17 protein-coding genes and 1 tRNA gene are annotated in these 25234 nt (G+C 62.7%); 1 reads left to right on the top strand and 17 read right to left on the bottom strand.

Features of this window, described 5'->3' with window-relative positions:
• Positions 1–131: 131 nt before the first annotated feature.
• Positions 132–206, top strand: a tRNA-Asn gene (locus tag GJE22_RS07220).
• A gap of 185 nt (positions 207–391) precedes the next feature.
• On the opposite strand, the gene rpoD is transcribed toward GJE22_RS07220, so the two are convergent.
• The 17 genes from rpoD to thrS form a co-directional block, all read right to left on the bottom strand.
• Positions 392–1720, bottom strand: coding sequence for an RNA polymerase sigma factor RpoD (gene rpoD, locus GJE22_RS07215; protein ID WP_144688668.1), 1329 nt, complete (start codon positions 1718–1720; stop codon positions 392–394).
• 151 nt (positions 1721–1871) lie between these two features.
• Positions 1872–3929 (bottom strand): DNA primase, encoded by a 2058-nt coding sequence (gene dnaG, locus GJE22_RS07210; RefSeq protein WP_144688669.1) that lies wholly within the window; start codon positions 3927–3929, stop codon positions 1872–1874.
• The gene (gene ribF, locus GJE22_RS07205) at positions 3926–4987 is read right to left on the bottom strand and encodes a riboflavin biosynthesis protein RibF (protein ID WP_144688670.1); all 1062 of its coding nucleotides are present in this window, start codon (positions 4985–4987) and stop codon (positions 3926–3928) included. The genes dnaG and ribF overlap by 4 nt, the downstream gene beginning before the upstream one ends.
• A complete protein-coding gene (truB, locus tag GJE22_RS07200) occupies positions 4987–5931 on the bottom strand; it encodes a tRNA pseudouridine(55) synthase TruB (protein WP_144688671.1) in 945 nt (314 codons plus the stop codon). Before truB ends, ribF begins: the two co-directional genes overlap by 1 nt.
• 11 nt (positions 5932–5942) lie before the next feature.
• A complete protein-coding gene (locus GJE22_RS07195) occupies positions 5943–7013 on the bottom strand; it encodes a DHH family phosphoesterase (protein WP_144688672.1) in 1071 nt (356 codons plus the stop codon).
• Positions 7006–7485: a 30S ribosome-binding factor RbfA gene (gene rbfA, locus GJE22_RS07190; protein ID WP_144688674.1), complete on the bottom strand. Its 480-nt coding sequence runs from the start codon at positions 7483–7485 to the stop codon at positions 7006–7008. The genes GJE22_RS07195 and rbfA overlap by 8 nt, the downstream gene beginning before the upstream one ends.
• A 22-nt stretch (positions 7486–7507) precedes the next feature.
• Positions 7508–10174, bottom strand: coding sequence for a translation initiation factor IF-2 (gene infB, locus GJE22_RS07185; protein ID WP_144688675.1), 2667 nt, complete (start codon positions 10172–10174; stop codon positions 7508–7510).
• A gap of 80 nt (positions 10175–10254) precedes the next feature.
• A complete protein-coding gene (gene nusA / locus GJE22_RS07180) occupies positions 10255–11493 on the bottom strand; it encodes a transcription termination factor NusA (protein ID WP_144688677.1) in 1239 nt (412 codons plus the stop codon).
• A gap of 3 nt (positions 11494–11496) precedes the next feature.
• Positions 11497–11988: a ribosome maturation factor RimP gene (locus GJE22_RS07175; RefSeq protein WP_144688679.1), complete on the bottom strand. Its 492-nt coding sequence runs from the start codon at positions 11986–11988 to the stop codon at positions 11497–11499.
• A 596-nt stretch (positions 11989–12584) separates the two neighbouring features.
• On the bottom strand, positions 12585–15170 hold the full coding sequence (gene leuS, locus GJE22_RS07170) for a leucine--tRNA ligase (protein ID WP_144688680.1): 2586 nt from the start codon (positions 15168–15170) through the stop codon (positions 12585–12587).
• A gap of 549 nt (positions 15171–15719) precedes the next feature.
• The gene (locus tag GJE22_RS07165) at positions 15720–16598 is read right to left on the bottom strand and encodes a hypothetical protein (protein WP_144688682.1); all 879 of its coding nucleotides are present in this window, start codon (positions 16596–16598) and stop codon (positions 15720–15722) included.
• A gap of 370 nt (positions 16599–16968) precedes the next feature.
• Complete coding sequence (locus GJE22_RS07160) at positions 16969–17787, bottom strand: YARHG domain-containing protein (RefSeq protein ID WP_144688683.1); 819 nt, start codon at positions 17785–17787, stop codon at positions 16969–16971.
• Positions 17788–18077: 290 nt separating this feature from the next.
• Positions 18078–19592, bottom strand: coding sequence for an IMP dehydrogenase (locus GJE22_RS07155; RefSeq protein WP_144688684.1), 1515 nt, complete (start codon positions 19590–19592; stop codon positions 18078–18080).
• 210 nt (positions 19593–19802) lie between these two features.
• Positions 19803–20906: a hypothetical protein gene (locus GJE22_RS07150; RefSeq protein WP_144688685.1), complete on the bottom strand. Its 1104-nt coding sequence runs from the start codon at positions 20904–20906 to the stop codon at positions 19803–19805.
• A gap of 527 nt (positions 20907–21433) precedes the next feature.
• Positions 21434–22009 carry a manganese efflux pump MntP gene (locus GJE22_RS07145; protein WP_144688686.1) on the bottom strand — a complete coding sequence of 192 codons (576 nt, stop codon included), beginning with the start codon at positions 22007–22009 and terminating at the stop codon, positions 21434–21436.
• A 69-nt stretch (positions 22010–22078) separates the two neighbouring features.
• Positions 22079–23272 carry a PLP-dependent transferase gene (locus GJE22_RS07140; RefSeq protein ID WP_144688687.1) on the bottom strand — a complete coding sequence of 398 codons (1194 nt, stop codon included), beginning with the start codon at positions 23270–23272 and terminating at the stop codon, positions 22079–22081.
• A 144-nt stretch (positions 23273–23416) separates the two neighbouring features.
• On the bottom strand, positions 23417–25177 hold the full coding sequence (thrS, locus tag GJE22_RS07135) for a threonine--tRNA ligase (RefSeq protein WP_154324140.1): 1761 nt from the start codon (positions 25175–25177) through the stop codon (positions 23417–23419).
• Between the last annotated feature and the right edge of the window lie 57 nt (positions 25178–25234).

Genomic DNA, 25234 nt, shown 5'->3' with positions numbered 1-25234 from the left:
TACGGATAAAGCTTACGTTGACGGTGGTCATTCTATCAGAGCGTTACCCGCAACGGAATTTTTTCATTTTGAGTCTTGCCAATCGCCATGACTTTTGTATACTAGTTCCTGTTGCTTGAGAGCAGCCACATTCCTCGGTAGCTCAATGGTAGAGCACGCGGCTGTTAACCGCGCTGTTGTAGGTTCGAGTCCTACCCGGGGAGCCATTGATTCAAAGACCCTGTCAGTCCCCCTGACAGGGTTTTTTATTTTCGCTCTGCTTATCGAAGCCTGCCCGGACGAAGCCGGCCCGGAGCTTCCCTATCGCGACAGGATGGCCATAAAAACATCCCGCCTACACGACGGTATAGGCGGGATGCAATGCTTAGCGCGTTTGACGAAAGCGATAAGACTAGCTCTCGATGTAATCCTTGAGCTTGCTCGAGCGGCTTGGATGGCGGAGCTTCGCCAGGGTCTTGCTCTCGATCTGGCGGATACGCTCACGCGTGACGCCGAACTCGCGTCCAACCTCCTCGAGGGTGCGCGGATGGCCGTCCACCAAACCGAAGCGAAGCTCGATAACCTTGCGCTCGCGGTCGGCGAGGCTGTCGAGCACCTGGCCGAGCTGCTCCTGCAGCATCGAAAAACTCGCCGCGTCGGGCGGCACCACGGCCTGAGAGTCCTCGATAAAGTCGCCGAGCTGAGAATCCTCTTCCTCGCCGATGGGCGTTTCGAGCGAGACCGGCTCCTGGCTGATCTTTTGGATCTCGCGAACACGGTCCGCGCTCATATCCATCTCAGCACCGATCTCTTCTGGGGTTGGGTCGCGCCCAAGGTCCTGAAGAAGCTGGCGCTGCACGCGGACGAGCTTATTGATCGTCTCGACCATGTGCACGGGAATGCGGATGGTGCGCGCCTGGTCGGCGATAGCGCGGGTGATGGCCTGACGAATCCACCAGGTAGCGTACGTAGAGAACTTGAAGCCCTTTTCGTAATCGAACTTTTCAACCGCGCGAATGAGACCGAGGTTGCCCTCCTGAATGAGGTCGAGGAACAACATGCCGCGGCCCACGTAGCGCTTGGCGATGGAGACCACGAGGCGAAGGTTCGCCGAGATAAGCGCCTGCTTGGCATCGAGACCAACCTGCTCGACACGCATAAGGCGGCGCATCTCGGCACGCGTGAGCTCGATCTCACCGCGATCGGCAGCCTCGAGCTTCTCCGTCGCGTCGAGACCAGCCTCGATCTTCATTGCGAGATCGACCTCGTCGGCAGCAGTCAGAAGATCGACCTTGCCGATCTCCTTGAGGTACATGCGCACCGGGTCCCCCGTGAGCATGACCGTCGAGGCATCGATGCCACGGGCACGGGACCGCGAGCGCGTCGTGCGGGCGCGGGGCTTCTTCTTGCGCGCGGACCCCATTTCGGACTCAGCGAGCTTGGCAACCTTGATGTCGTGGTCCTCGGAGCTTTCATCCCCGAGGTCGTCATCCAGATCGTCGACATCGTCCACGTCGTCAACATCGATGGGGGCATCGTCGCCGTCAACCTGAGAGGTAACCTCGACACCATGGTCGCGAAGGGAACGGTAGATTGAGGTTAGCTGTGCATCGGAGACCTCGACGTCTTTCAGCACGACCTGAATTTCATCCTCGGTCACCGACCCGGACTTGGCACCCATATCGACGAGCTTGTCGATGAACGAATTGAGCTCGGTGCTGTTCTCGGACTTCTTGGGCACAGACTCTCCCTTCCTTCTTTTCACAGACCCAATACTTTAACACAGGTCACTATACCCAGCATGTGCGGAAATGAAGCAATAAAAATACCTTCTTGCACTTCGAAGGCGTATAGACAAGGCAGGCCGAACCGATCAAGCGATCCGCTGCGCATCACTCCGTACGGAACGGATCGGCGATGCCGCCCACAGCCTTATGAAGCTCCCGCTGCCGCGCAGCATAGCGCGTCGCCTTGATGGTAAGCTCGCGCCGCTCCTCATGGCTGAGCCCTCGCCCCTGCCGAAGTTGCGCCTGCGCCTCGCGCAGACGACGTTGCACGGTGTAGAGCTCGAGCGTGTCGATAAGAAACTCGATGTTCGTCTCCGTGGAATGACTGCTGGTAGACGAGATGAGCCCGCTCGACACGAGCTGGGGTGCCTCAGGACAAACGGCGAGCACGGCATTCATCACATCTGCCGGACTTGTCCCCTCCGGCGTAGCGAGAACCGCCCACGCAATGGCCTCATGCCGTGGATCGACCCAATCGATCTCGGTAATGCGGTCGGCAAACGGCCGGAAGGCATCGGGCGAGCTCGTAAGCAGGGTGAGCAGCTCGCGCTCACCTGCCAGCGCACGCCGCTCAAGATCCGTGAGCACCACTGCGGGAGCCGCAGGAGCCGACGCATCGACGCTACCCTGGAAGCCGGATGCGGGATAGCCGTGCGCATCCTCGGGCTCAGCGGGCGCTACGCCCTCGTAGGCATCAAGCGGTACGTAGTCATACGGCACATTGACGTCTTCGCCGCCGTCGCGAACAGTTGGCAGCGCCCCCGAGGCGCCAGAGCTCCCCCGAGCTCCCCCTGCCGAGGAGGCAGTCGTGCGGTCCCACGCAGAAGCAGCACCGGACGATTCACGCGCCTGCTCGCGGCGTCGAGCGGTCGACTCCTCGGAGCGGACGGCACGGAAGACCTCCTGAGCAGCTGAGCGCACCGTATCCACATCCAAGCGCAGCCGGTCGGCGATCTGCATATAGTACGAATCGATGAGATAGCTCGCCCGCAGGGGATAGATAAGGCGACACGCCTCGTCGAGCGCCTTGGTGCGCCCGGCGGGAGTGGAAGCATCGCTGCGCTCGGCAAGTTTCCCGAAAACGAAATCCATGAGCGGCTCAGCATCATCGAGGAGCGCGCGCAGCGCGTCTCCCCCGCGTGCCGTAAGGAATTCCATGGGATCCATATTGTCTGGCAGCACCACGCACCGAAGGTCGACCGAGCTCTGCTCGATGAACTGGATGGCGCGTTCAGCTGCCTTCTGACCGGCGGCATCACCGTCAAACAAATAGATGATCTGCTTGGAAAAACGCGTGAGCGTCTTCACGTGCTGTTCGGTGAGCGCCGTTCCGAGCGTCGCGACCACATTGCCGATACCTGCTTCGTAGCACGCGATGGCGTCGGTATATCCCTCGACCACCACCGCCCTCGCATCGGAGACGATATGCTGCTTCGCCCAGTTGAAACCGTAGAGGTTGCGCTTCTTGTGAAAGATGGCGGTTTCGGCCGTGTTGAGATATTTCGGCTGGCCGTCCCCCATCACGCGGCCGCCGAAGGCGATGCAGCGACCCCGCTCGTCGAAGATGGGAAACATCACGCGATCGAAAAAACGATCGGCAAGACCACGGCCGCGCTTCACGGCGACGTTGGCATCGATCATCTCCTGCGCGGTGAACCCCGCCTCGCCCAGGTGGCGCACGAGCGCTTCATGCCCCGGGGCGAACCCCAGCCGGTAGCGCCGGCATACCTCGGCTCCCATGCCGCGAGATGCGAAGTATTCGCGCGCGCGACCATCGTGGCCGCGCATGAGCTGCGTGTGGTAGAACGCGGCGGTCGCATCGCATACGTCCATGAGCCTCGTGCGCTTCGTCCCGCGGTTGCCACCATCGTACGAATCATGAATTTCAATGCCTGCACGATCAGCAAGGTAGCGGATGGCCTCGGGAAACGAGAGGTTCTCGCGCTCCATCACGTAGGTGAAGCAGTCGCCCCCCTTGCCGCATCCGAAGCAATGCCAAACCTGGGTCGCGGGAATGACATGAAACGACGGGGTCTTCTCGCCGTGAAAGGGACAGCACCCCCAAAGGTCCTGCCCCCGCGGCTTGAGCGGAACCGTCTCTTGCACAAGGTCCACGAGGTCGGTTGCCGCGCGCACGCGGTTCTTATCCTCATCGCTGATCATACGAGCGGCACCCCCTTCTCCCCAAAATCTGCTCTGACCGTCTCGATGTTGCCGAGCACCGTACGGATGAGCTCGTCAACGGAGGAAAACTTCACAAGCCCACGCAGGCGCCGGGCGAAGACGAGCGAGATTTCGTCGTCATAGATATCGCCTGAGAACCCAATGAGGTTGGCCTCGAGCGATGCCGATCGCGCGCGGTCTTTGAACGTCGGGGGCACACCGACGTTGATCGCGGCGGGCCAGACCTCACCCCGCACGAGAGCGAGCCCCTCGTACACCCCCTCGGCGGGAAGCTGGAGCGAACCGTCCACCGCGATGTTTGCGGTCGGAAACCCCATACCGGTCCCCTCCCCTCGCCCGCTTTGCACACGGCCACGCACAAGATAGCGGCGACCGAGCTCCCGCTCGACCGGCGCGAGGTCGCCCGCGCGCAGGCTGGTGCGAATGCGCGTGGAAGAAACGGGTTCGCCGTCATCGAGAACAAGGTCGTGCCCGTATACGTCGATGCCCCTGCGGGAGCACCAAGCATCCATGTCGGCAACGGTCGCCGTACCGCCACGACCGAAGCGGAAGTTGCTCCCCACGTGAATTGAGCGCACATCGCAGACCATGCAGACCATGATGGAAAGAAACGCATCGAAGGAGAGCGATGCGAGGTCGCGAGTAAATGGAATCGAAGCCACGGCATCCACGCCAGAGGCGGCGAGCAGCGCATGCCGGTCAGATGCGCAGGTCAGCCTACGTGCGGGACGTGAAGACACAACAACATCGGGATCCGGGTCGAAGGTGAACGCGACGGAGGCCATTCCCCGCGCGTGCGCATCGCGAACCGCGGCATCGATGAGCGCGCGGTGCCCAGCATGAAACCCGTCGAAGGCGCCGATCGCGATCGTGCATGGGCCCAATGCGCGCAAAGGCGCCACCGCTTCGTCCGGAAATAGAGAGGCGCCTGCACCAGCAAGAGAATCGGGTCCAGACACCACGGGAAGGCTCACGAGAGGCGCAACGTCGCGCGACGACGCGATGAAATCTCGACGAAGCTCGCCGATCGATGGCATCAAAGCGCAACACCTCCAATAGGCTGCGGAAACACATCGCGCGGTGCAAGCGCGCTGCCCTGAACCGCAGCGAGGGCAACAAGCGAACCGCCGGAAACGAGCGCGCACCGCTCGCCCTCGCCGATGAGGCGCCCATCCGCTCCAACGGCAATACTGCTCGAAAGCCGTTTTCCGCAGAGCACATCCTCTCTCAGCCGCTCCGGAAGCACGACGGCAGGCACATCGAGCGCACGAACGGGGTCGAGCATATGCTCGCATGCTGTCCGGACATCAAGGTCATCGAGCGACACGCATGAGCCGAGGCCGATCGAGCCGGAAGCGGTTCGGCGCAGCGCGCTCAGATGGGCTGCGGTACCGAGCGCGCGGCCCATGTCGCGGGCGAGGGCTCGAATATAGGTTCCCTTGCTCACGGTGAAGGCGACCGTCCATACCGGAACGCCATCGCGGTTGGCAACCGCGATTGGATCTGCAGCGAGTACCTCGATGGGCCGCGCCTCGAGCTCGACGTCCTCTCCGGCGCGGGCACGCTTGTATGAACGCACCCCGTTCACCGAAATGGCCGAATACGACGGTGGAACCTGCATCTGCTGCCCGAGGACGCTCCTGCACGCCGCCTCGGCAGCCGCGTGCTCGAAGAGGCCAGGGTGAACGTCGGCCTCACGCACAACCTCGCCCTCGGCGTCGTCGGTAGAGGTCTCGGACCCGAAGGTGATCTCCGCGACATACGCCTTGGTGTCGAGCGTGAGCATCCCGAGCAAGCGCGTCGCCTGCCCGATGCCAACGACCATCACGCCCGAGGCGAGCGGATCGAGTGTGCCCGCATGCCCCACGCGGCGCTCCCCCAACGCCCTGCGCACACGGGACACGACGTCGTGGGATGTGCACCCAACGGGCTTATCGACCGCGATGAGACAATTCAGTTGTGAGACGCGACGCTTTGCCATGCGCCACCCGCTTAGAGCGCCGGATCGACGGAGATGGGGCCAACCGACGCGGGGTCGGCTCCAACCAGCTCCGCAAGCATCGGAAGCGCCGCGGCAAGGGTCTCTTCGATCGTTCCCTCATAGGTGAATCCCGCTGCCGCAGCATGACCACCGCCGCCAAAAGAAGCGGCGACGCCCGAAACATCGAGCGGGCCCTTCGATCGCAGGTTGCCGCGCACCTTGCCGTCGCAACCGCATTCCTTGAGGAAGAGACAGACCTCCACCCCGCCTACCGAGCGAACGATGTCAACGAGCCCATCGCATTCGTCCTGCGACACGCCGCACCCTTCAAGGTCCTCCGCACGCGCGTAGCTGAAGGCCACGCGCCCATCCACAACCGTGCGGATGCGCCCCATGACGATTGATTCCAGATGCAGGTACTCGATGCGCTGGCTCTGATAGACCTCGAGCGAGATGCGCGAGGGCTCCGCACCCGCGGCGACGAGCCGTGATGCAACCACGAAGCTCTCCGGATCGGCATTCTGGTACTGGAAGCGCCCAGTATCGGTCACCAACCCGCAGAACAGGCAGTTCGCAACATCAGGAGAAATCGAAATGGTGCAGAACGAGAGGAACTCCTCGATGAGCACCGAAGCGGAGGCGGCATCCACGCGCCGAATCGAGGAGTCGGCAAACTCCTCGCGCGCGGGATGGTGATCGAAGCTCACCACGAACCGAGAGCGCTGGACGACCTCGCGAGCGTCCTCGAGCCGCTCAAGCACGGGGCAATCAACAGAAATGAACAGATCAGGGTCTCCGGCATAGCGAACGGCGGGAACGAGCTCTTCGGCACCGGGGAGAAAACGGTAGATCCGCGGGACGGGAGCATCATCCGCCATGAGGAAGGCGATCTCCTTGTTCGGGAAACGCTCACGTAGGGCAAGGCCCAAGCCGAGCGTTGAGCCCAAAGCGTCTCCATCGGGAGAGGTATGGCCCGAGATGGCGATGGTCTGGGCATCCTCGATGACCTCAAGGATGCCCCAATATGCATCGGCCCGTTCAGGAGGGACCTCGGGGGCAGGAACAAGGGGAATCTTATCCATCGATGGCCCCGCTTTCCGAGGCACCGACAGATTCAGCTGTATCGCCGGCAAGAGGCTCGCCGGCCTCTGCCTCCTCGCCGTCGCCATCAAGCTCCTGCAGAGGATAGCCAGCCTCGTCCTTCTCGACCACGACCGTAGGCGGAACGTTCTCCAGCGCAAGCGCGATGCGCTCGGCCTCATCAGTGGATCGATCGATTCGGAAGTCGAGCTCGGGAACCACGCGCCAATCGAGCGCACGGGCCAAGAGGCTGCGGATGCGGCCCTTGGCCGCGCCGAGGGCGCCGAGGACCTCCTCGTAGCGCGCGCCCTCGCATGAGACGAAGATGCGCGCATACGAACGGTCCTGCGAGACCTCGACTCCCGTTATGGTCACAAGGTCGAGACGCGGATCGGCGATCTCGAACAGCAAGATGTAGCCCAGCTTCTCGCGGAGCTGCTCCGCGAGGCGACGCGTGACGTTGTTCTGCTTCATGGGAGCCTCCCCTCAACCAACGCTACTCGGTACGTGCGACCTCGACGATCTTATAGGCCTCGAGCTGGTCGCCAACGTGGACGTCCTGGAAGCGCTCGATGCCGAGACCGCACTCGTAGCCGCTCTTGACGCTCTTGACGTCGTCCTTGAAGCGGCGCATCGACGCGAAGACGCCATCGAAGACCACGACGCCGTCGCGGACGACGCGGACCTTGTCGGAACGCTCGATCTCGCCCTCGGTGACCATGCAGCCGGCAACCACGCCAACCTTGGGAACGCGGAACAGCTCGCGTACCTCGGCGATACCGGTCTGGATCTCCTCCTCCGTTGGCTTGAGCATACCGATGCGCGCGGCATCGATATCCTCGATCGCCTTATAGATGATCGAGTACGTCTTGATCTGCACGTTCTCGCGCTCGGCGAGATCGCGGGCCTTGGCCTGCGGGCGCACGCCGAAGCCGACGATGATCGCGTTCGACGCGGCAGCGAGGATGACGTCGGTCTCGGAGATGGCACCCACCGCAGAGTGGATGATGTTGATGCGAACCTCGGACTGATCCATCTTGGCAAGCGAATCCGCAAGTGCCTCGATCGATCCCTGCACGTCTGCCTTGACCACGAGGTTGAGCTCCTTGAGCTCGTTCTCGCTCATCTCGTCGAAGAGGGTCTCGAGGGTCACGTGCTTGACCTTGTTCTGCTCCTCGATGCGGGCCTTCAGGGCGCGCTCGTCGGCAAGCTTCTTGGCGTCGCGATCATCCTCGAACACGCGGAACTCGTCGCCCGCGGTGGGGACGGAGTCGAGGCCCAAGATCTCGACGGCGTCGGATGGACCGGCGGCATCCTGATGATTGCCGTGCTGGTCGAGCATGGCGCGCACGCGGCCGAAGCTCGTGCCCGCAACGAGAGCGTCGCCCACGTGCAGCGTGCCGCGGTTGACGAGCACCGTCGCCACCGGGCCGCGGCCGCGGTCGAGCTTGGCCTCGATGATGTATCCGGAAGCGAACGTATCCGGGTTCGCCTTGAGCTCGAGCACGTCGGCCTGGAGAAGAATCGTCTCGAGCAGGTCGTCGATACCCTGGCGCGACCGAGCCGAAACGTTCACGAACATGTTCTCGCCGCCCCACTCCTCGGGGATGACGCCGTGCTCGACGAGCTCCTGGCGCACGCGATCGGGGTTCGCCTCGGGCTTATCGCACTTGTTGACCGCGACCACGATGGGCACGCCGGCAGCCTTCGAGTGGTTGATCGCCTCGATAGTCTGGGGCATGACGCCGTCGTCGGCGGCAACCACGAGCACGACGACGTCGGTGATCTTGGCGCCGCGGGCACGCATGGCGGTGAACGCCTCGTGACCCGGGGTGTCGACGAAGGTGATCTGGCGTCCGTTAATCTCGACCTGAGACGCACCGATGTGCTGGGTGATGCCGCCCGCTTCGTGCGCGGCGATACCGGTATGGCGGATGGCGTCGAGAAGCGACGTCTTGCCGTGGTCGACGTGGCCCATGACGGTGACCACAGGCGGGCGCGGCTTGAGGTCCGCCGGATCGTCGTAGAACGTGAAGGAGTTCTCCTCCTCGGGGCTGATGATCTTGATCTGGCGGCCGAGGTCGTCGGCAACGAGTTCAACGAGCTCGTTGGACATGGACTGCGTCATGGTGAGCGGGGTGCCCAGGAGGAACAGGCGCTTGATGATGTCGTTCGCCGGCACGTCGAGCGCCTCGGCAAGCTCGGCCACGGTCACGCCCTCGGAGACGCGCACGGCGTCGAGCTCCTCGACCGAGATGCCCTGCGCCTTGGCCTCCTCTATCTTCTGCTCCTGACGCTTCTCCTCCGCCTCACGCTGGCGCTTCTCCTTGCGCTTCTTGCGACGGCCGGTGGACTCGCGGCTCGCCTCCTCGACGGCTGCACGGGCCTCCTCGAGAACCTTCTCGCGGCTGTACTCCTCGGCCTCGCGGGCCATGCGCGTGTAGCGGTCCTCTTCGGTATGCTGCGCAGAACCCTTGCGGCCCTTACGGCCCTTGCCGGCCTTTTCAGGCGCCGGAACGTCCATGCCGGCGGGTACCGACGGGGCATGCGAGGAACGACGGGGGTGCGTGGGCGCCGGACGGTTGTCATCGCGGCGGGCAGCCTGCCTGCCACCCCTGCGACCACGCCCGTTAGCGGAATCGTCTCCCTGCTTGGCAGCCTCTGCCTTCTTACGCTCCTCGAGCACGGTCTCCTGCTCAGCGATCTGGTCGAGAAGCGAGCGCATGCGCGAGCCGGAATCCGAGGCCGGCACCGCACGGCGCTTCGCCTCGAGCTCTTCCTGCTTCTTGCGCTCGCGCTTCAAGCGCGCAGCCTCGGCAGCCGCGGCACGCGCAGCCTCCTCGGCAGCCGCGGCGGCAGCAGCCTGACGGCGCTCCTCCTCGCGGCGAGCCTCGGCCGCAAGGCGCTCAGCCTCCGCCTCACGTGCGCGCTCGGCCTCCTCGGCGGCTGCCGCCTCTTCCTCAGCACGACGCTTCTCCTCGAGCTCGGCAGCGCGCTCCTCCAGCACGGGTGCGAGCTTCTTGCGCACCATCTGGACGAACACGTCCTCAAGCGACGAAGAAGCGGTCTTGCCGGTGATCTTCATGTCATCGAGATACCCGATGAGCTCCTTCGACGGCATTCCAAATTCCTTGGCAAGGCTTGAAACACGGATTTTCGCCATTTGCCTTCACCTACCTCCCGGCGCTCGCGCGCCACAGCTTCCAACGGGTCGAATGGGTGGGGCGGGTCGCCCCCGACCCGCTAGATGAGGTCCTCCGCAGTCGCGATGGCATCGGACTCATGCACGCCGCAGAACCGCGAGCCCGGACGCGCCTGGTTGCGGCAGCGCACGCCGTCCTCGCTCACGTAGGCGCAGCGCCCCGGCTCGTCATCATCGATGAGGTCGTCATCCGCGGGAGCGGGCACGTTCACATGGCTCAGGATGTCCTGGGCGAGCGTCTCGTTCTTGATGTCGATGTGCCAGCCCGTAAGGCGCGCGGCCAAGCGGGCGTTCTGGCCCTCCTTGCCGATAGCGAGCGAGAGCTGGTCATCGGGCACGATGACGCCGGCATAGCGCTTCTCCTCGTCGATGAGCACGCGATTCACCTTCGCGGGCGAGAGGGCGTTGGCAACGTAGCGGCCGGGATCCTCGTCCCACAGGATGACGTCGACGCGCTCGCCGCGAAGCTCCGAGACGACCGTACGCACACGGCTTCCCTTGGGGCCCACGCAGGCGCCCACGGGGTCGAGGCGATCGTCGAGCGAGCGAACAGCGACTTTGGAGCGCTGGCCGGGCTCACGGGCGATGGACTTGATCTCGACCGTGCCCTCGTAGATCTCGGGAACCTCGAGCTCGAAGAGTCGCCTGATGAGCGCAGGATGGGTTCGGCTCACCACGATCGGCGGGCGCGAATGCTCGCCGCGCACGGGGGGCTCGGTGGAGTTGGGGTCGCGCACGTCGATGATCACGGCGCGGATGCGCTGGTTATGCGAGTAGCGCTCGCCGAGCGGGCGCTCGTTGCGCTCGCCCTCATGCCGGCGCAGGTCGAAGTGCGGGAGCTCGGCTTCGACGCCGTCGCGGATCTTCACGATGGTGAAATCGGGCGTGGACTGCAGCACCGTACCGGTGATGATGTCGCCGATGCGATCGCTGAACTCCTCGAAGATCTGCTCGCGCGCGCTCTTGCGAACAAGCGCGTTGATGGCCGCCTTGGCGTGCTGGGCAGCGATGCGGCTCGTATCCTTGGGAGTCACGTTCTTCTTGGTGTACTCGGTGTACACGTCGGTCTCCTCGTCGTAGGATTCCTCGACGGGAACGCGCTCGTACACATAGACCTTGCCCGTAGCGCGGTCGATCGTGACCTCGGCGCCGAACGGAAGGTGCAGGACCGTAGCGTAGCTATCGGCGAGCGACTGCTCGAGCTTGTTGATGAGCGCGCCCTGGTCGATATGCTTCTCCTGGCAGAGCTCTGCCAATGCCTCCATCATCTGGGATGCCATGGTTTATTTCCCTTCCTTCCGGCCGAAGTCGATGACCGGCTTCAGCGTGCACTTCTTTACATCGGTATAGAGGATGCGCACAGGCTCCTCGCCCTCGAGCTCAAGCGTGACGGCGTCCTCGTCGGCCGCCATGATCGCACCCTTGAAACGGCGACGTCCCTCGGTCGCAGTGGTGGTGAGCTCGCAGCGCTCGCCGACGAAACGCTGGAAGTCGCTCGGACGGCGAAGCGGGCGATCGATGCCGGGCGTGGAGACCTCGAGCGTGTAGGAGCCCGATACGGGGTCGATCGCCTCAACGACCTCGCTCACCCACGCTGTATGCGCGGTCACCTCGTCGAGCGAGAGCGCTTCCCCCTCGGCCCCCTCGATGCGAACGCGCACGCACGGGGCCTTGGTGGCACCAGCGAGCTCCACGTCAACGATGTCAACGCCGTGCTCGGGCGCGAGCTTCTCGAGCTCGTCGATGATGAGCTGCTCCTGCTTGCTCTTGACCATGCGACACCTCCTCAATAAAAAAGAAGCGAGGCCGAAGCCCCACTCCTTTCTCATGCAGACTGATTACCGTGCAAGCATAGCACAGGCAGGTCAGATGGGCTGTTGAGGTCATTCGAGGGTGGCCGCGCCTGCCATTTCCTCCTCAAATATCACACAATCCCTGTCGGCGAACGGTCAGGCGACGGCGGAAACGCCCCGAGCGGCCGCGGAAAAGCCAGATATGGCAGTCGGGCGGCAGTCGCGCGGTAGTCGGGCGACATTGGTGCAGGGGAAACTGCCGCACGGCCCCTTGCTCGCAATCGTCGCCCTTTTGAAAAATTATCGTAAGAATTGTAGAAAGATGCCTACAGTTTTGGATATTTCTTTCGACAATTCTATTGCGGGCATCTTGGCAAGGGCAGCTAAGATACCGCGGACCTCCGCACACGGGGTACCTTACAGCGGCGACCGACGAGTAAACGGCAGGCAGGCACCCCCATCAGGTCGGCGAGGCTGATTCAGGTGCGCGAAGTTGACATGAAACGGGACGGGACAGCCCGAAGGTCATCCCGCCCCCGTTGAATGGCAAGATCGCGTGACTGAGTCAGCCCACGGCATTACTTGACGACGAGGTTCACCAGCTTACCGGGGACACAGATCGCCTTCACGACCGTCTTGCCGTCAATCCACTTGGCGGCAGCCTCCTCGGCGGCAGCACGCATCTCGTCTTGCGTGGCCGTCGCGGAAATCTCCACGCGGCTGCGCAGCTTGCCAAGCACCTGAACGGCAATCTCGACCGTATCGGTCGCAGCCTCGGAAAGATCGAATTCGGGCCACGGCGCCGTGTACACGCTCTCGGCGTGACCGAGGGCCACGTGCCAGAGCTCATCGGCCCAGAACGGGCAGATGGGAGCGAGCGAGCTCACGATATCGCTTGCGACAAGCCAGCACAGTGCGGCATCGCGTGCCTCGGGCGCGGCGTCGGTCGCGTTGAGATAGGCGCTCGCAGCGTTCACGAGCTCCATGATGGCGCTGATCGCGGTGTTGAACTGCTGGCGGTCGAAGTCCTCGGTGCACTTGGCGAGCGTGCGGTGGCGCTCCCGATAGAGCTTCTTCGCAGCCGAATCGAGCGACCCCGGGATGAGCCTTGCCGAGGCGTCACCGGCGTTGGCGAGCTGCCACACGATGCGCCACGCGCGCTTGATGAAGCGGTTGGCGCCGGCCACGGCCTCTTCGTCCCAATCGAAATCCTTCTCGGGCGGAGCGATGAAGAGGATCGCCAGGCGCATGGTGTCTGCACCAAACGGATCGATGACGCTCGACGGCGGCACCACATTGCCCTTGCTCTTAGACATGGTCTCGCCGTTAGCGTCTTTGACCATGCCCTGGCAGAGCAGGTTGGTGAAGGGCTCGTCCACATCGAGCATCCCCAGGTCGCGCAGGGCCTTGGTAAAGAAGCGGCTGTAGAGCAGATGCAAGATGGCGTGCTCAATGCCACCGATGTAGTTATCGACCGGCATCCAGCGGTCTGCGGCCTCCTTGGAGAAGGGGAGCTTTTCGTTATGCGGATCGCAGTAGCGCAGATAGTACCAGCTGGAGCAGGTAAAGGTGTCCATGGTATCGGTCTCGCGACGAGCGGGACGGCCGCACACAGGGCAGGTCGTCTCGTAGAACTCACGGCATTCGGCAAGGGTCTCGCCGGCACCCAGATCGAGGTTCGCCGGAAGCGTCACCGGCAGCTGGTCCTCGGGAACGGGCACGATGCCGCAATGCTCGCAGTGCACCGCCGGAATGGGGTTGCCCCAGTAGCGCTGGCGGCTGATGAGCCAGTCGCGCAAGCGGAACTGCACGGAACGGCGGCCGGTGCCGGCAGCCTCGAGGTCTGCCACGATCGCGGCCTCGCCCTCGGAGTGCTTGCCACCACGCATACCGGTATATTTGCCAGACTGCACGAGCGTGCCCTCGGCGGCGTGCGCCGAATCCCAGTCAACCGTCTCGGCATGGTAGGTATCGATGGACTCGCCGGCCTCCTCGAGCGCCTCGCGCTCATCGTCCATGAGGATGATGGGGACGATGGGCAGGTCGTACTTGCGAGCGAACTCGAAGTCGCGCTGGTCGCCGCAAGGCACGGCCATGACGGCGCCGGTGCCGTAGTCGGAAACGATGTAGTCGGCCACCCACACGGGAACCTTCTGGCCGGAAACCGGGTTCACCACGTAGCGACCGGTGAAGGCGCCGTGCTTCTCGAGCGTGCCCTGAGCGCGCTCGACGGCGGAAACCTTCTCGGCGCCCGCAACGACCGCACGGACGTCGGCCTCGTATTCAGTGCCTTCAACGAGCTCCATGAGCCCCTTGTACTCAGGCGCGAGCAAGAAGAACGTACAGCCGAAGAGCGTGTCGGCACGGGTGGTGAAGACAGTGATCTTTCCCTCATCGCCCTGAATGGGCTGCCCATCCGCATCGCAAAGGGTGAAATCGACCTCGGCTCCCTCGGAGCGGCCGATCCAGTTAGCCTGCATCTGCTTCACGCGCTCGGGCCATCCGGGAAGCTTCTCGAGGTCATCCAAGAGCTCCTGAGCGTAATCGGTGATCTTGAAGTACCACTGTTCGAGCTCGCGCTTCTCGGGCACCGATCCGCAACGCCAGCAATGACCCTCCGTCACCTGCTCGTTCGCGAGCACGGTGTTGCAGCCGGGGCACCAGTTGACCGGGCTCTTCTTGCGGTAGACAAGCCCGCGCTCCCAAAGCTTCTCGAAAATCCACTGACCCCACTTGTAATAGTCGGGGTCGCAGGTCTTCACCAAGCGGTCCATATCGTAGGAGAAGCCCATGCGCTTCATCGTGGCGAGCGCCTGGTCCATGTTCTTATAGGTCCATTCCCCCGCCTGGGTATTGTGCTTGATGGCGGCGTTCTCTGCAGGAAGGCCGAAGGCGTCGAACCCGATGGGATGCAGCACATCGAAGCCGCGCATCCGCGCCTGCCGCGCCATGGCATCGCCGATGGTATAGTTGCGCGCATGGCCCATGTGGAGGTCGCCCGACGGATACGGGAACATCTCCAGTACGTACTTCTTAGGCTTCGAAGGGTCCTCGTCCACGGCGAAGAGGTTCTCGTCCTCCCAAGCCTTCTGCCATTTCGCCTCGATGGCATGGGCATCATAGGGCGGAATCTCGTTATGCGTTTGGGTGCAGTGGTCGCACATGCTCGCTCCCTGTGGTTGAACGTCGGTAACGTTCAACATTCTAGCAGCACTCTAGGCGAATAACAGGGTCGGATTGCCAAGGGCGGAAGCGCGCAGCATAAAGGCGCGCCGCGCAAATGCGCGCAGCGAAAACGCAGGCCGCGAAAAAGCGCGCCATGCCAAGAAGCGCTAGGAGGCACGGCGCGAAAACGGATTTGCGTTGAGCCGGAAGCCCGGCTCAGAGCAGGCCTGAACGGGTTTCAACTCGCAGATACTGCTCGGGAAGCGCCGCTTGCTGCCTATGGGACGAAGTGGCGGAGGCCCAAGGGCAATGATCGGCGTTTCCCTGGTGAGACGCTGATTATGGGGCTCCGGAGTCGTCCATCCCGTCGAGGTTTCAACTTTTGGGCACTTCATCGTGCGGCGGGCGGGTACGGGCGAGCGGGGTGGAGGGAAAGACACAGCTCAGGGGGCCGGCGCCCTCCCGGCAGCGGCGCGGCTACTCGGACCCTCCGCCCCGAAGTGCCCAAAAGTTGCAACGCCGATCGCCCGAAGAAAAATCAGCAGTTCCTAGGCACACGAATAGGTTATCGAGCAACCACCCCGATAGCCGCTTTCGGGAAGAAGCTTGACGGAAAGCGTTCGCCGAGCAGCGGCATCGGCAACGGGCGTGGCGTATGAGAACGTACACACCCCCGTGTCCTGATCGTAGCTGAAGTTCGCGAGAGCCACGCTTGCCGCCTCGCCCTCGCCAGTCGACTCGCTCAGCGCGAACTGCTCAGGGGCGAGCGGTGGATACCCCGCCTCCGGGAGCGCATCGACCCGCACGTGCACAACGATATTCGGAGCAGCCGACGTCGAGATGCCATCGATGCGGAGGCCGAGATGCGGCAGCTCGGCATGCTCAACGGGCAGAAGGTTCTCGGAAACCTCTTTCTCCTCGCGCAGGACCCCGCGATCATAGGCGAACACACGCGTGAACGCGAAGGTCAAAGCTCCGATGACAAACACCGATACAAGCGCGAACGCAATAATTGCCGAGGCAGTCTGGTGCTCCATGACCAACGACCTGGCTTGCTGAACCGCACGGGCAGCGCGGTCGCGCACCTCTGAGCCATCCGGTTCGTCGTCGTCCTCGATATCGCGGACAGGAAGCTCCTCCTCGTCGTCCTCGATATCGTCTTCTGCAAGGCTTATGTCCGCAGGAAACCCTTCATCCTCTTGGACATCGTCCTCAGTACGCTCATCGCCCTCAGAGAAGTCTGCATCCCAGGCATCATCCTCGAGAGGTTCCTCACCAGAGCCCTCGTGGTCTTTCGCCTCATGCACGGCGTGGTCGAGAGCATTCGGTTCATCTTCAGCGGCAAAGGAGGCCCCGTCCTCCCCTTCCACACGCGACACCCCGTCGTTGCCCTGCAAAGAGCGGTCAGGGTCGTCGAGCGTCAGCATATCGCGCTCCACCGGTACCCCCTCCCCAAGATGCGGTCAAGCCCTGTAGTTGCGCAACACGAGTATACGATTTCCTCACACAAGAAACACGCTAAACCCCACCAAGGATGCGGAAAAACAGCGCAGGCTGGGAAGAGCGCACGTGAGACAGCCCTCCTGCCCGCGACGCTCACGGCAGCGCGCAGCCTCTGCAACTATTCGTTGACGCGCCAACCAGGAATAGGGCGAGCAGAACTTCTCTAATCAGAGAGAGCGAGGATCAGAACTACCCCTTGTCCGGACGATCTTCCTCGTTCACGAGAGGCAACCCACGTATGCACCCATGACAGTCGGCAACATCGCCAACCTTCTCCATTAACGAAGGACAGCCCTATGCGTGCGATGATCCGCGCGCTTTCTCGACGTTATGGATCGTCTCGACATTTTGCAGTTCAATATCGCTCAACGTGGGGTTCGCGTCGAACTCCTCGGGGGTATAGCGCTCGACGTACCACGACTTGCTGCCGAAATACTCCTGGAGGTCTTTGTTCTTGAAGCCGCGCCCATGCCGCGCGTAGATCTCGTTCCGCGCGATGTAGAGCTCCCAATCCGAAAGGCCCTCAAGATCTTGCTCGGAGATGAGCTCGGTGGAGCTGTTTGGCAAAATATAGTCCTGGGAAGAGGAAGCATCGGACGAGAGTTCATCGGCACCGCCCGATGGGGATGCGCCTAGCGAGGAACCGGAATCCGCTCCGTCAACCGAAGCGGCGTCGGCCCCGTTACCCGTCGATGTTGAATCGTCAGCCTCTGCATCGGCGTCTTCGGCCTGCGCGTCACCTTCCGCATCGGCGTCGCCGCTCGTCGCATCGTCTTTCGTCGTGGGCTGCTCAAGATCGACGCGCTCGATCGTCGACTCGCGCGCCGGAGCATTGAAGAAGAAGTGCCACGTGAGCACCCCGCCTCCTACCAGCACGGCCACGACGGCGATGGCTATCGCCGCAATGGCAGCCGGACGCAGGCCCTTGCGCTTTGGCGCGGGGACCTCTTCCAGCTTCGTAGGCTCGTCAAGCGCGGAGACATCAACATCTACCGGCGCACCTTCCTCCGAGCTCGCCACCTCTTCATCGTCCAACACCGGTGCGGGGGCACCGCATGAAGTGCAGAACTTCGCATCATCGGGAAGGGCGGCGCCACAATTCGTGCAAAACATACCATCAGCTCCTCAAGCCTATGATAAACCAAGCCGAGGAACTGCAGGTGGAGCAAGCGAGCAAGGACCGATGCCCAAAGCACATCAGGCGATCAAACGCCCCGAAAACCCATCGAGTGCCTACGAAGGCAGATCCGCCGCACAAGAATGGACGGCGACAAGCGCTTGAGTGAAACGAAGACAGGCGGCCCGCATACACGGAAACCGCCTGTCATGCACATCGGGAACTATGTCGTCCTGCCGCAGCAGCGTCTCAGCAGCGGGGCCCTGGCCTCAGCTTAGAGCTCTCCTTACTGATAGCTCACCATCTGATGGTTGCGGTCCTTCACCACGACGTCGTGGGCGCCGCCCTCGACGATCGAGGTGGCCGAAACGAGCGTGAGCCTCGCCTTCTCCTGCAGCTCCTTAATCGTGAGCGCGCCGCAGTTGCACATCGTGGACTTGATCTTGTACAGCGTGGAGTTCACGCCGTCCTTGAGCGAGCCGGCATAGGGCACGTAGGAGTCGACGCCCTCCTCGAAGGCAAGCTTAGCCGCGCCACCGAGGTCATAACGCTGCCAGTTGCGAGCACGAGCGGAACCCTCGCCCCAGTACTCCTTCATGTACTGGCCGTTCACGTTGACGCGGGCCGTGGGGCTCTCATCGAAGCGCGCGAAATAGCGGCCAAGCATGAGGAAGTCGGCGCCCATGGCGAGCGCAAGCGTCATGTGGTAGTCATAGACGATACCGCCGTCGGAGCACACGGGCACATAGATACCGGTCTCCTCGAAGTACTCATCGCGAGCGCGGCACACATCGATGAGCGCCGTGGCCTGGCCGCGGCCGATGCCCTTGGTCTCGCGCGTGATGCAGATGGAGCCGCCGCCGATACCGACCTTGATGAAGTCCGCGCCGCAATCGGCCAGGAAGCGGAAGCCCTCGGCATCGACCACGTTGCCAGCACCCACCTTGACGTCCTCGCCGTAGTTCTCGCGAATCCACTCGATGGTGCGCTTCTGCCACTCGCTGAAACCCTCGGAGGAGTCGATGCAGAGGGCATCGGCACCGGCCTCGATGAGCAGCGGCACGCGCGTCTCGTAGTCACGCGTGTTAATGCCCGCGCCCACCATGTAGCGCTTGTTGGCATCGAGCATCTCGTTGGGGTTGGTCTTATGGGAGTCGTAGTCCTTGCGGAACACGATACCAAGCAGGCAATCGTTCTCGTCCACGACGGGCAGGGCGTTGAGCTTCTTGTCCCAAATGACGTCGTTCGCCTTCTTGAGGGTGATGTCCTTGTCGCCCACGATGAGCTGCTCGCGCGGAGTCATGAACGTAGCGACCTTGGACGACGGATCATCGCGGCTCGGACGGTAGTCGCGGCTGGTCACGATGCCGAGTAGCTTGCCGTGCGGCGTGCCGTCCTCCGTGACGGGCATGGTGGAGTGGCCGGTCTTCTCCTTGAGATCCATGACCTCCCGCATCGTCATTTCAGGCGTGAGGGTGGAGTCGGAAACCACGAACCCGGCCTTGTGGTCCTTCACGGCCTTGACCATCGCGGCCTCCTGCTCGGGCGTCTGCGAACCGTAGATGAAGGACATGCCGCCCTCAGTAGCGAGCGCGATGCCCATCTGCTCGCCCGAAACGGACTGCATGATGGCGGAAACCATCGGGATGTTAAGAGAGATCGAGGGCTCCTCGCCGCGCTTGAAGCGCACGAGCGGGGTCTTGAGCGATACGTTTGCGGGAACGCACTCGGAAGACGAGTATCCGGGCACCAGCAGGTACTCAGAGAACGTATGGGACTCACCGGGGAAAAACATGGCCATGGATACTCCTCCTTGTGGTTGGGTGCGATCCGTCCACGGGCTCAGCGGCGCCGCGTCCTGCCGCACGTCTTCGCTTCGAACCGCCTGGCTGAGCGATTCGGCGTCCATTGTAGCGTATGCACCCTCCCCGACCCCGGCGCGCCCGAGGCAGAACCGAATCAACAAAGATGCAAGCTGGCACTGTGAAACGATCCCTATCTAACCCGTTCTTCAGTCTCGCTCTTCGTCTCGAACGAGCAGGTTATGCCAGAGCTCATATTGGAGTGTTTTGAGAGGCGCGGTAACGGGGCGGGCGCGGTCCACGGTTCCCCGAGCAAGCGAATCGGCGAGCGCGTTGAACACGTTCCAGGTATACAGCTGGGTTCTCGTCACGGTGCGCACATCCACGCCGATGGCACGCAGAGAATTCGCCTTGCGAATGTCGCGATCGCGCTGTTCGCTATCGGCGTGATGCTGCTCGCTATCGTACTCGATGTTCCGACGGATGCCAGGGATATACAAATCGCCCTCGACCGTGCGGCGACCAGCGATCACCTGAGCCTGCCGGGGCAGCTCAAAGACATGGTTGAGCTCCATACCGCTGATACCGCGCCCGCCGAGGCGACGGGGCAGCACGAGGAGTGCCGCGAGCTGTGCTTCCTTGGGCGAACGCGCGCCGCCGAGCACGAGCGAAGCCACACGGTGCGCCAGCGACCTCGGTCCATGCCCGGCGCTCTCGACCACGGTCCGCAGCGCCTCGGGCGTAGTCAGCGGCGCACGCTCGAAGAGCGAATTCGAATCCTCATCAGCTTGCTCGGACACGGAAAGCGAGCGATCGGCCACCTCGAACCGTTTCAGGTGAGCCGCCGAGGCACGATGGGTATGTTGACGGGAAGTCTCGACCCTGGTGTCGAGGCCGTAGCGCGCGGTGAGCTCCGATGCGAGCATCCAGAGCTGGGAGACGTCCATCCCCCGGGAAAGCTGTAGATAAAGCAGCTCGGGTGAAAGGAGATACAGCCCCCGATCGAGCATAATCACATCGCCCTTGCGCACGGGCTGAAGCATCTGGCAGCGCACCGCACCGCGCCGGCGGTCGCCCGTGCCCTCAACAACGCAGTGCAAAGGCGCGGCGCATTCGAACGCATCCAGTAGGCGCGCTGCCTGCTGTTGTGTCGGGGCCACGATCTTGCACGCGAGCGCTTGCGCCGGCACCCGTTCAGAATAAGCAATGAGCGGAGCCAGGTCCTCGCGCCGTATGAGCTCCAGCGCCGTAGCTCCCCCGATAACGATCGCAGATCGCCCTTGGCAACCGAGTATCTCGCCACCGTTTGCCATCTTATCCCCGCCTTCGGTCATCCGCCCGCATGGCTGATGCGCTCCCCGCCTATGATACGGAACTGCATCGGTAGGACGTTCTCACATACTACCGCTCTCGCAGCGCGACGCAACGCGCGCTATGCGCGCACTTTTGCCACGCCCCAAAGAACGTGGGTTGCGATGCGCCGACGGACAAGGGCAGAGCACATCAATGGACGCCAAGGCAGAAGCCTGGACCACGCCAAGGGTTCAAAAACATGTCGAGTGCACCGCAGAAACTTGCTGAAGTTCCGTGATTGCCGAACTTCAGCAAGTTTGTGCGGTGCACTCGTCAAGAAAATGAACCCGCAGCGGATGATGGGGCAGCATCGCGGCCGAAACATCCGAACGGAGGGCTCGTAGGACAGGATTGGAGACTCCTGCGCCATATGGCAGCACGCGCAATATGGGTCCCTGCGCAATAAGGGCGCAGACGGAAAAGAGCGCTCATGTAACACGCGCTTGCCGCCAAGCACGCTTTCGCTCCAGGCCGCAGCGCACCCCGCTTACGACAAGAACGCCCTGAGGCCGATGATAATGAGCACGATACCGCCGGCAATCTCTGCCTTGGGTCCGAAATGCGCGCCGAGGCGCCTGCCTATGGCGAGCGCGATGAGGCAGCACAAAAGCGTCGTCACGCCGATGGCAGCGCCGTAGAGCACGATGTTCGCGCCAGCAGCCGCAAGAGAGACGCCAACAATGAAGGCGTCGATCGAAGTCGCAATGGACTCGAAGAAGATCGTGCCGTACGTAAGCCGCGTGGCAGGGCATTGCTCGGGCTCATGAAGCTCGCGCACCGCCTCCCAAACCATCTTCCCGCCCACGAACGCAAGGATGACGAGCGATACGATGCCGGCATACGCCTCGATGAGCGGCGCCACGAGTGTGCCGCCAAAAAAGCCCGCAATGGGCATGGCCATCTGGAATAGAGCGAACATGACGGGCATCGCGAGCTTCTTGGACGCAGGCATATCCGGTTCGCAAAGCGAATTGGACAGCGTCACCGCCATGGCGTCCATAGCAAGCGCAACACCCAGAACGACCGCCTGAACAAGGTCGGCGGTGGAAAACAGGGAATCCATGACACCCTCCCCGATGTATGGATAAGCATGTTATATAGCGAGACGAGAAGCGGCCAGAGCCGCGCGCCCTTAGGGCTCGGGAGGGTTGCAGAAGAGACGAAGCGCCTGGTCCAGGCTATCCACGATAGAAAGCGGGCGCTCGGCACCCATATAGAGCCTGAGGCAGCAGGTCTTGGAATCGGCTATGGGCACGATGTGCGTCCGGCGCGTCTTACCAAAGGCCGATGCCGGAGCGTCGAACACCACGGATTCTCCTGTGGAAGCAGCCGCGAAAGACTCGGCAGATGCGACGCGCGCTTCCTCAAACAGGGCAGCAAAGCGCGTCGCTTGCACCCGCATGCTCTCAGCAGGAGCACCCCTCAAACAAAACGACACCGCAGGACCGAAGCCATGCTCGAGGACCGTAGGCGCGAGCAGGTGGTCGGGGTGCGTTGCGAGCGCGGGATAGCGCACGCAACCAACAGCGGCGTGGCAGGAAAGATATGAGGCGATCGCGTTTGCACCGTCGAAACGGGGCTGCATACGGGCAGCGAGCGAATCGAGAGCGGCATCGATGGCAGCGAGGTCCTCCCCCGCCGGAGCACTCTGGGGCTCCACGGCATCAGGGGACCCAAACCCGAACGAGAGCAGGCGATGTGCATCCTCGGCACGTGGATCGGCGAGGTGGCGGCGACCGCGACGGGCAAGGGAGCGTGCCACCGAAACGGCGACAACAGGCTCCTCGAGCGGCGCGTCAACCATAGCATCGAGATTCTCGATGCAGATATGCGCACCCTGCATCAACGGATGACACCCGTAGACCGTCATGAGCGTATTGTCCACGATGAGAAGCGCGCCAGCCTCCTGCGCCGCGCGAGAGAAGGCACGAAGGTCGGCCGTGCGAAGCTGCGGACCCCCCACCGAAGGGACGAGCCAGAACAGGCGATCGGCAGCCATTCCCGCCGGATGGGCATACGAGGCGGGAGAGCCCTCAGGCACGAGCCGCGCGCGCTCCACCTCCTCGGCGTGCGGCATGGCGCCCGCCTGCACGAAGGCATCGCAGGTAAGCTCGTCTACAATCGATACGTTCTGCCACGGATGAACGTCCGGGCAGCGGTCCAGCACCTCATCGCCATAGACCACAAGGCGATCGTGTGCACCGACCATGCCCGTCTTGGCAATGACCTCGAAGGCGTTCCGAGCACGCACCAGCCAGGTAGCGCGCGCACCTGCAGCTTGCGCATAAGCGGCGGCAACCTGGGAATATGCTGGTCTACTATTCACGGAACCCCCTCGCTGGCAACTAATCTTCAACAGTATACCGATATCGGCCCATCCATCTCGGTAAAAGCTCAATGGAAAAAGCGGGTTGCAACAAATCGTTGCAACCCGCTTCAACCGAAGTAAACCCCTCTGCCGACGCTCCGCCTAGCGACGCTCGTCGATCTCCGCGCGCACGCGCTCGATGAAAGCCGTGAGCTCTTCGGCATGCGTCTCGTTGGAGCGGTCGCGCACGGAGATGTTGCCGGCCTCGACCTCTTGCTCGCCGATGATGAGCATGTACGGCGGACGGTCGATGTTGCGCGCCTCGCGAATCTTGTAGCCGATCTTCTCGTCGCGCTCGTCGAGCACCGCGCGGATGCCAACCGCCTCAAGCTGCTCGGTCACACCACGCGCGTAGTCACGGCTCTTCTCGGACACGGGCAGGACCTTGACCTGGCAGGGCGCGAGCCACGTGGGGAACTTGCCCTCGAAGTGCTCGATGAGAATGCCGATGAAGCGCTCGATGGAGCCGAAGCACACGCGGTGCAGCATGATGGGGCGCTTCTTGGAGCCGTCGGCGTCCACGTACTCCAAATCGAAGTTCTGCGGCATCTGGAAGTCGAGCTGCACGGTACCGCACTGCCAGGTGCGGCCCAGGCAATCCTCCAGGTGGAAGTCGATCTTGGGACCGTAGAAGGCGCCGTCGCCCTCGTTGATCACGTAATCCTTGCCCAGGCGCTCGAGGGCCTCCTTGAGGCCGGTCTCGGCGCGCTCCCAGTCCTCATCAGAGCCCATGGAGTCCTCGGGGCGGGTGGAAAGCTCGAGGTGATAGGTGAAGCCGAACTTCTGGTACACGGAGTCGATGAGATTCACCACGCCCACGATCTCGTCGGTGAGCTGCTCCGGCGTCACAAACAGGTGTGCGTCGTCCTGGTTGAAGCAGCGCACGCGGAAGAGGCCGTGAAGCGCGCCGCGCATCTCGTGGCGGTGCACCAGGCCGATCTCGCCAGCGCGAATGGGCAGCTCGCGATAGCTATGCGGACGGCTCTTGTACACGAGCACGCCACCCGGGCAGTTCATGGGCTTAATGCAGTACTCCTCGTCATCGATGATGGTGGAGTACATGTTGTCCTTGTAGTGGTCCCAGTGGCCCGAGGTCTCCCACAGATGCTTGCTCATGATCTGCGGCGTGGAAATCTCGACGTAACCGGCCTTGTGGTGGATCTCGCGCCAGTAGTTCAAAAGCTCGTTCTTGAGGATCATGCCGTTGGGCAGGAAGAACGGGAAGCCGGGAGCCTCATCGCGCATCATGAAGAGGTCCATCTCGCGGCCGATCTTGCGGTGGTCGCGGCGCTTGGCCTCCTCGAGCATCTTGAGATGCTGCTCGAGCTCGTCCTTCGTAGCGAACGCGGTGCCGTTCACACGGGTGAGCATCTTGTTCGAGCTATCGGCCTTCCAGTACGCACCCGATACGCCCGTGAGTTTGAAGGCCTTGAGCCCCTTGGTGTAGGTAAGGTGCGGGCCCACGCACATGTCGATGTAGTCACCCTGCTGGTAGAAGGTGATGCGGGCGTCTTCGGGCAGGTCGCCGATGTGCTCGACCTTGTACTTCTCGCCCCGCTCCTCCATGAGGGCGATGGCTTCTTCACGCGGCAGCTCGAACACGGAGAACTTCAGATTCTCCTTCACGATGCGACGCATCTCGTCCTCGATGGCGGGCAGATCGTCCTCGGAAAGGGTCTTGTCGCCCAGGTCGACGTCGTAATAGAAGCCGCCCTCGGTAGCGGGACCATAGGCGAAGTCAGCTTCGGGGTACAAGCGCTTGATGGCCTGCGCCATGATATGCGCGGCGCTGTGGCGCACGACGTGCGTGACCTCGTCTGCCGGGCACTCATCCACGTGGCCGTCGTTATAGAGAACCTTCATAGGAAACCTCTTCCTTTGCGTTACGTAGCAACCATATCAGGCGGGCTACTCGCGTGA

It is taken from the genome of Enorma shizhengliae, assembly GCF_009676995.1.
In the GTDB taxonomy this organism is placed as follows: Bacteria; Actinomycetota; Coriobacteriia; order Coriobacteriales; family Coriobacteriaceae; genus Enorma; species Enorma massiliensis.
The sequence above is the reverse complement of the archived record's forward strand: the minus strand, read 5'-3'. Positions and strand labels throughout refer to the sequence as shown.

Bases quoted from the DNA above. Each gene is read 5' to 3' on its own strand.
- GJE22_RS07150 (WP_144688685.1), bottom strand. From the start codon at position 20,906: ATGGCAAACGGTGGCGAGATACTCGGTTGCCAAGGGCGATCTGCGATC.
- thrS (WP_154324140.1), bottom strand. From the start codon at position 25,177: ATGAAGGTTCTCTATAACGACGGCCACGTGGATGAGTGCCCGGCAGAC.
- leuS (WP_144688680.1), bottom strand. From the start codon at position 15,170: ATGTGCGACCACTGCACCCAAACGCATAACGAGATTCCGCCCTATGAT.
- dnaG (WP_144688669.1), bottom strand. From the start codon at position 3,929: ATGATCAGCGATGAGGATAAGAACCGCGTGCGCGCGGCAACCGACCTC.
- nusA (WP_144688677.1), bottom strand. From the start codon at position 11,493: ATGGCATCCCAGATGATGGAGGCATTGGCAGAGCTCTGCCAGGAGAAG.
- GJE22_RS07195 (WP_144688672.1), bottom strand. From the start codon at position 7,013: ATGGATAAGATTCCCCTTGTTCCTGCCCCCGAGGTCCCTCCTGAACGG.
- GJE22_RS07155 (WP_144688684.1), bottom strand. From the start codon at position 19,592: ATGGCCATGTTTTTCCCCGGTGAGTCCCATACGTTCTCTGAGTACCTG.
- GJE22_RS07165 (WP_144688682.1), bottom strand. From the start codon at position 16,598: ATGCTGACGCTCGACGACCCTGACCGCTCTTTGCAGGGCAACGACGGG.
- infB (WP_144688675.1), bottom strand. From the start codon at position 10,174: ATGGCGAAAATCCGTGTTTCAAGCCTTGCCAAGGAATTTGGAATGCCG.
- GJE22_RS07145 (WP_144688686.1), bottom strand. From the start codon at position 22,009: ATGGATTCCCTGTTTTCCACCGCCGACCTTGTTCAGGCGGTCGTTCTG.
- rbfA (WP_144688674.1), bottom strand. From the start codon at position 7,485: ATGAAGCAGAACAACGTCACGCGTCGCCTCGCGGAGCAGCTCCGCGAG.
- truB (WP_144688671.1), bottom strand. From the start codon at position 5,931: ATGGCAAAGCGTCGCGTCTCACAACTGAATTGTCTCATCGCGGTCGAT.
- GJE22_RS07160 (WP_144688683.1), bottom strand. From the start codon at position 17,787: ATGTTTTGCACGAATTGTGGCGCCGCCCTTCCCGATGATGCGAAGTTC.
- GJE22_RS07175 (WP_144688679.1), bottom strand. From the start codon at position 11,988: ATGGTCAAGAGCAAGCAGGAGCAGCTCATCATCGACGAGCTCGAGAAG.
- ribF (WP_144688670.1), bottom strand. From the start codon at position 4,987: ATGCCATCGATCGGCGAGCTTCGTCGAGATTTCATCGCGTCGTCGCGC.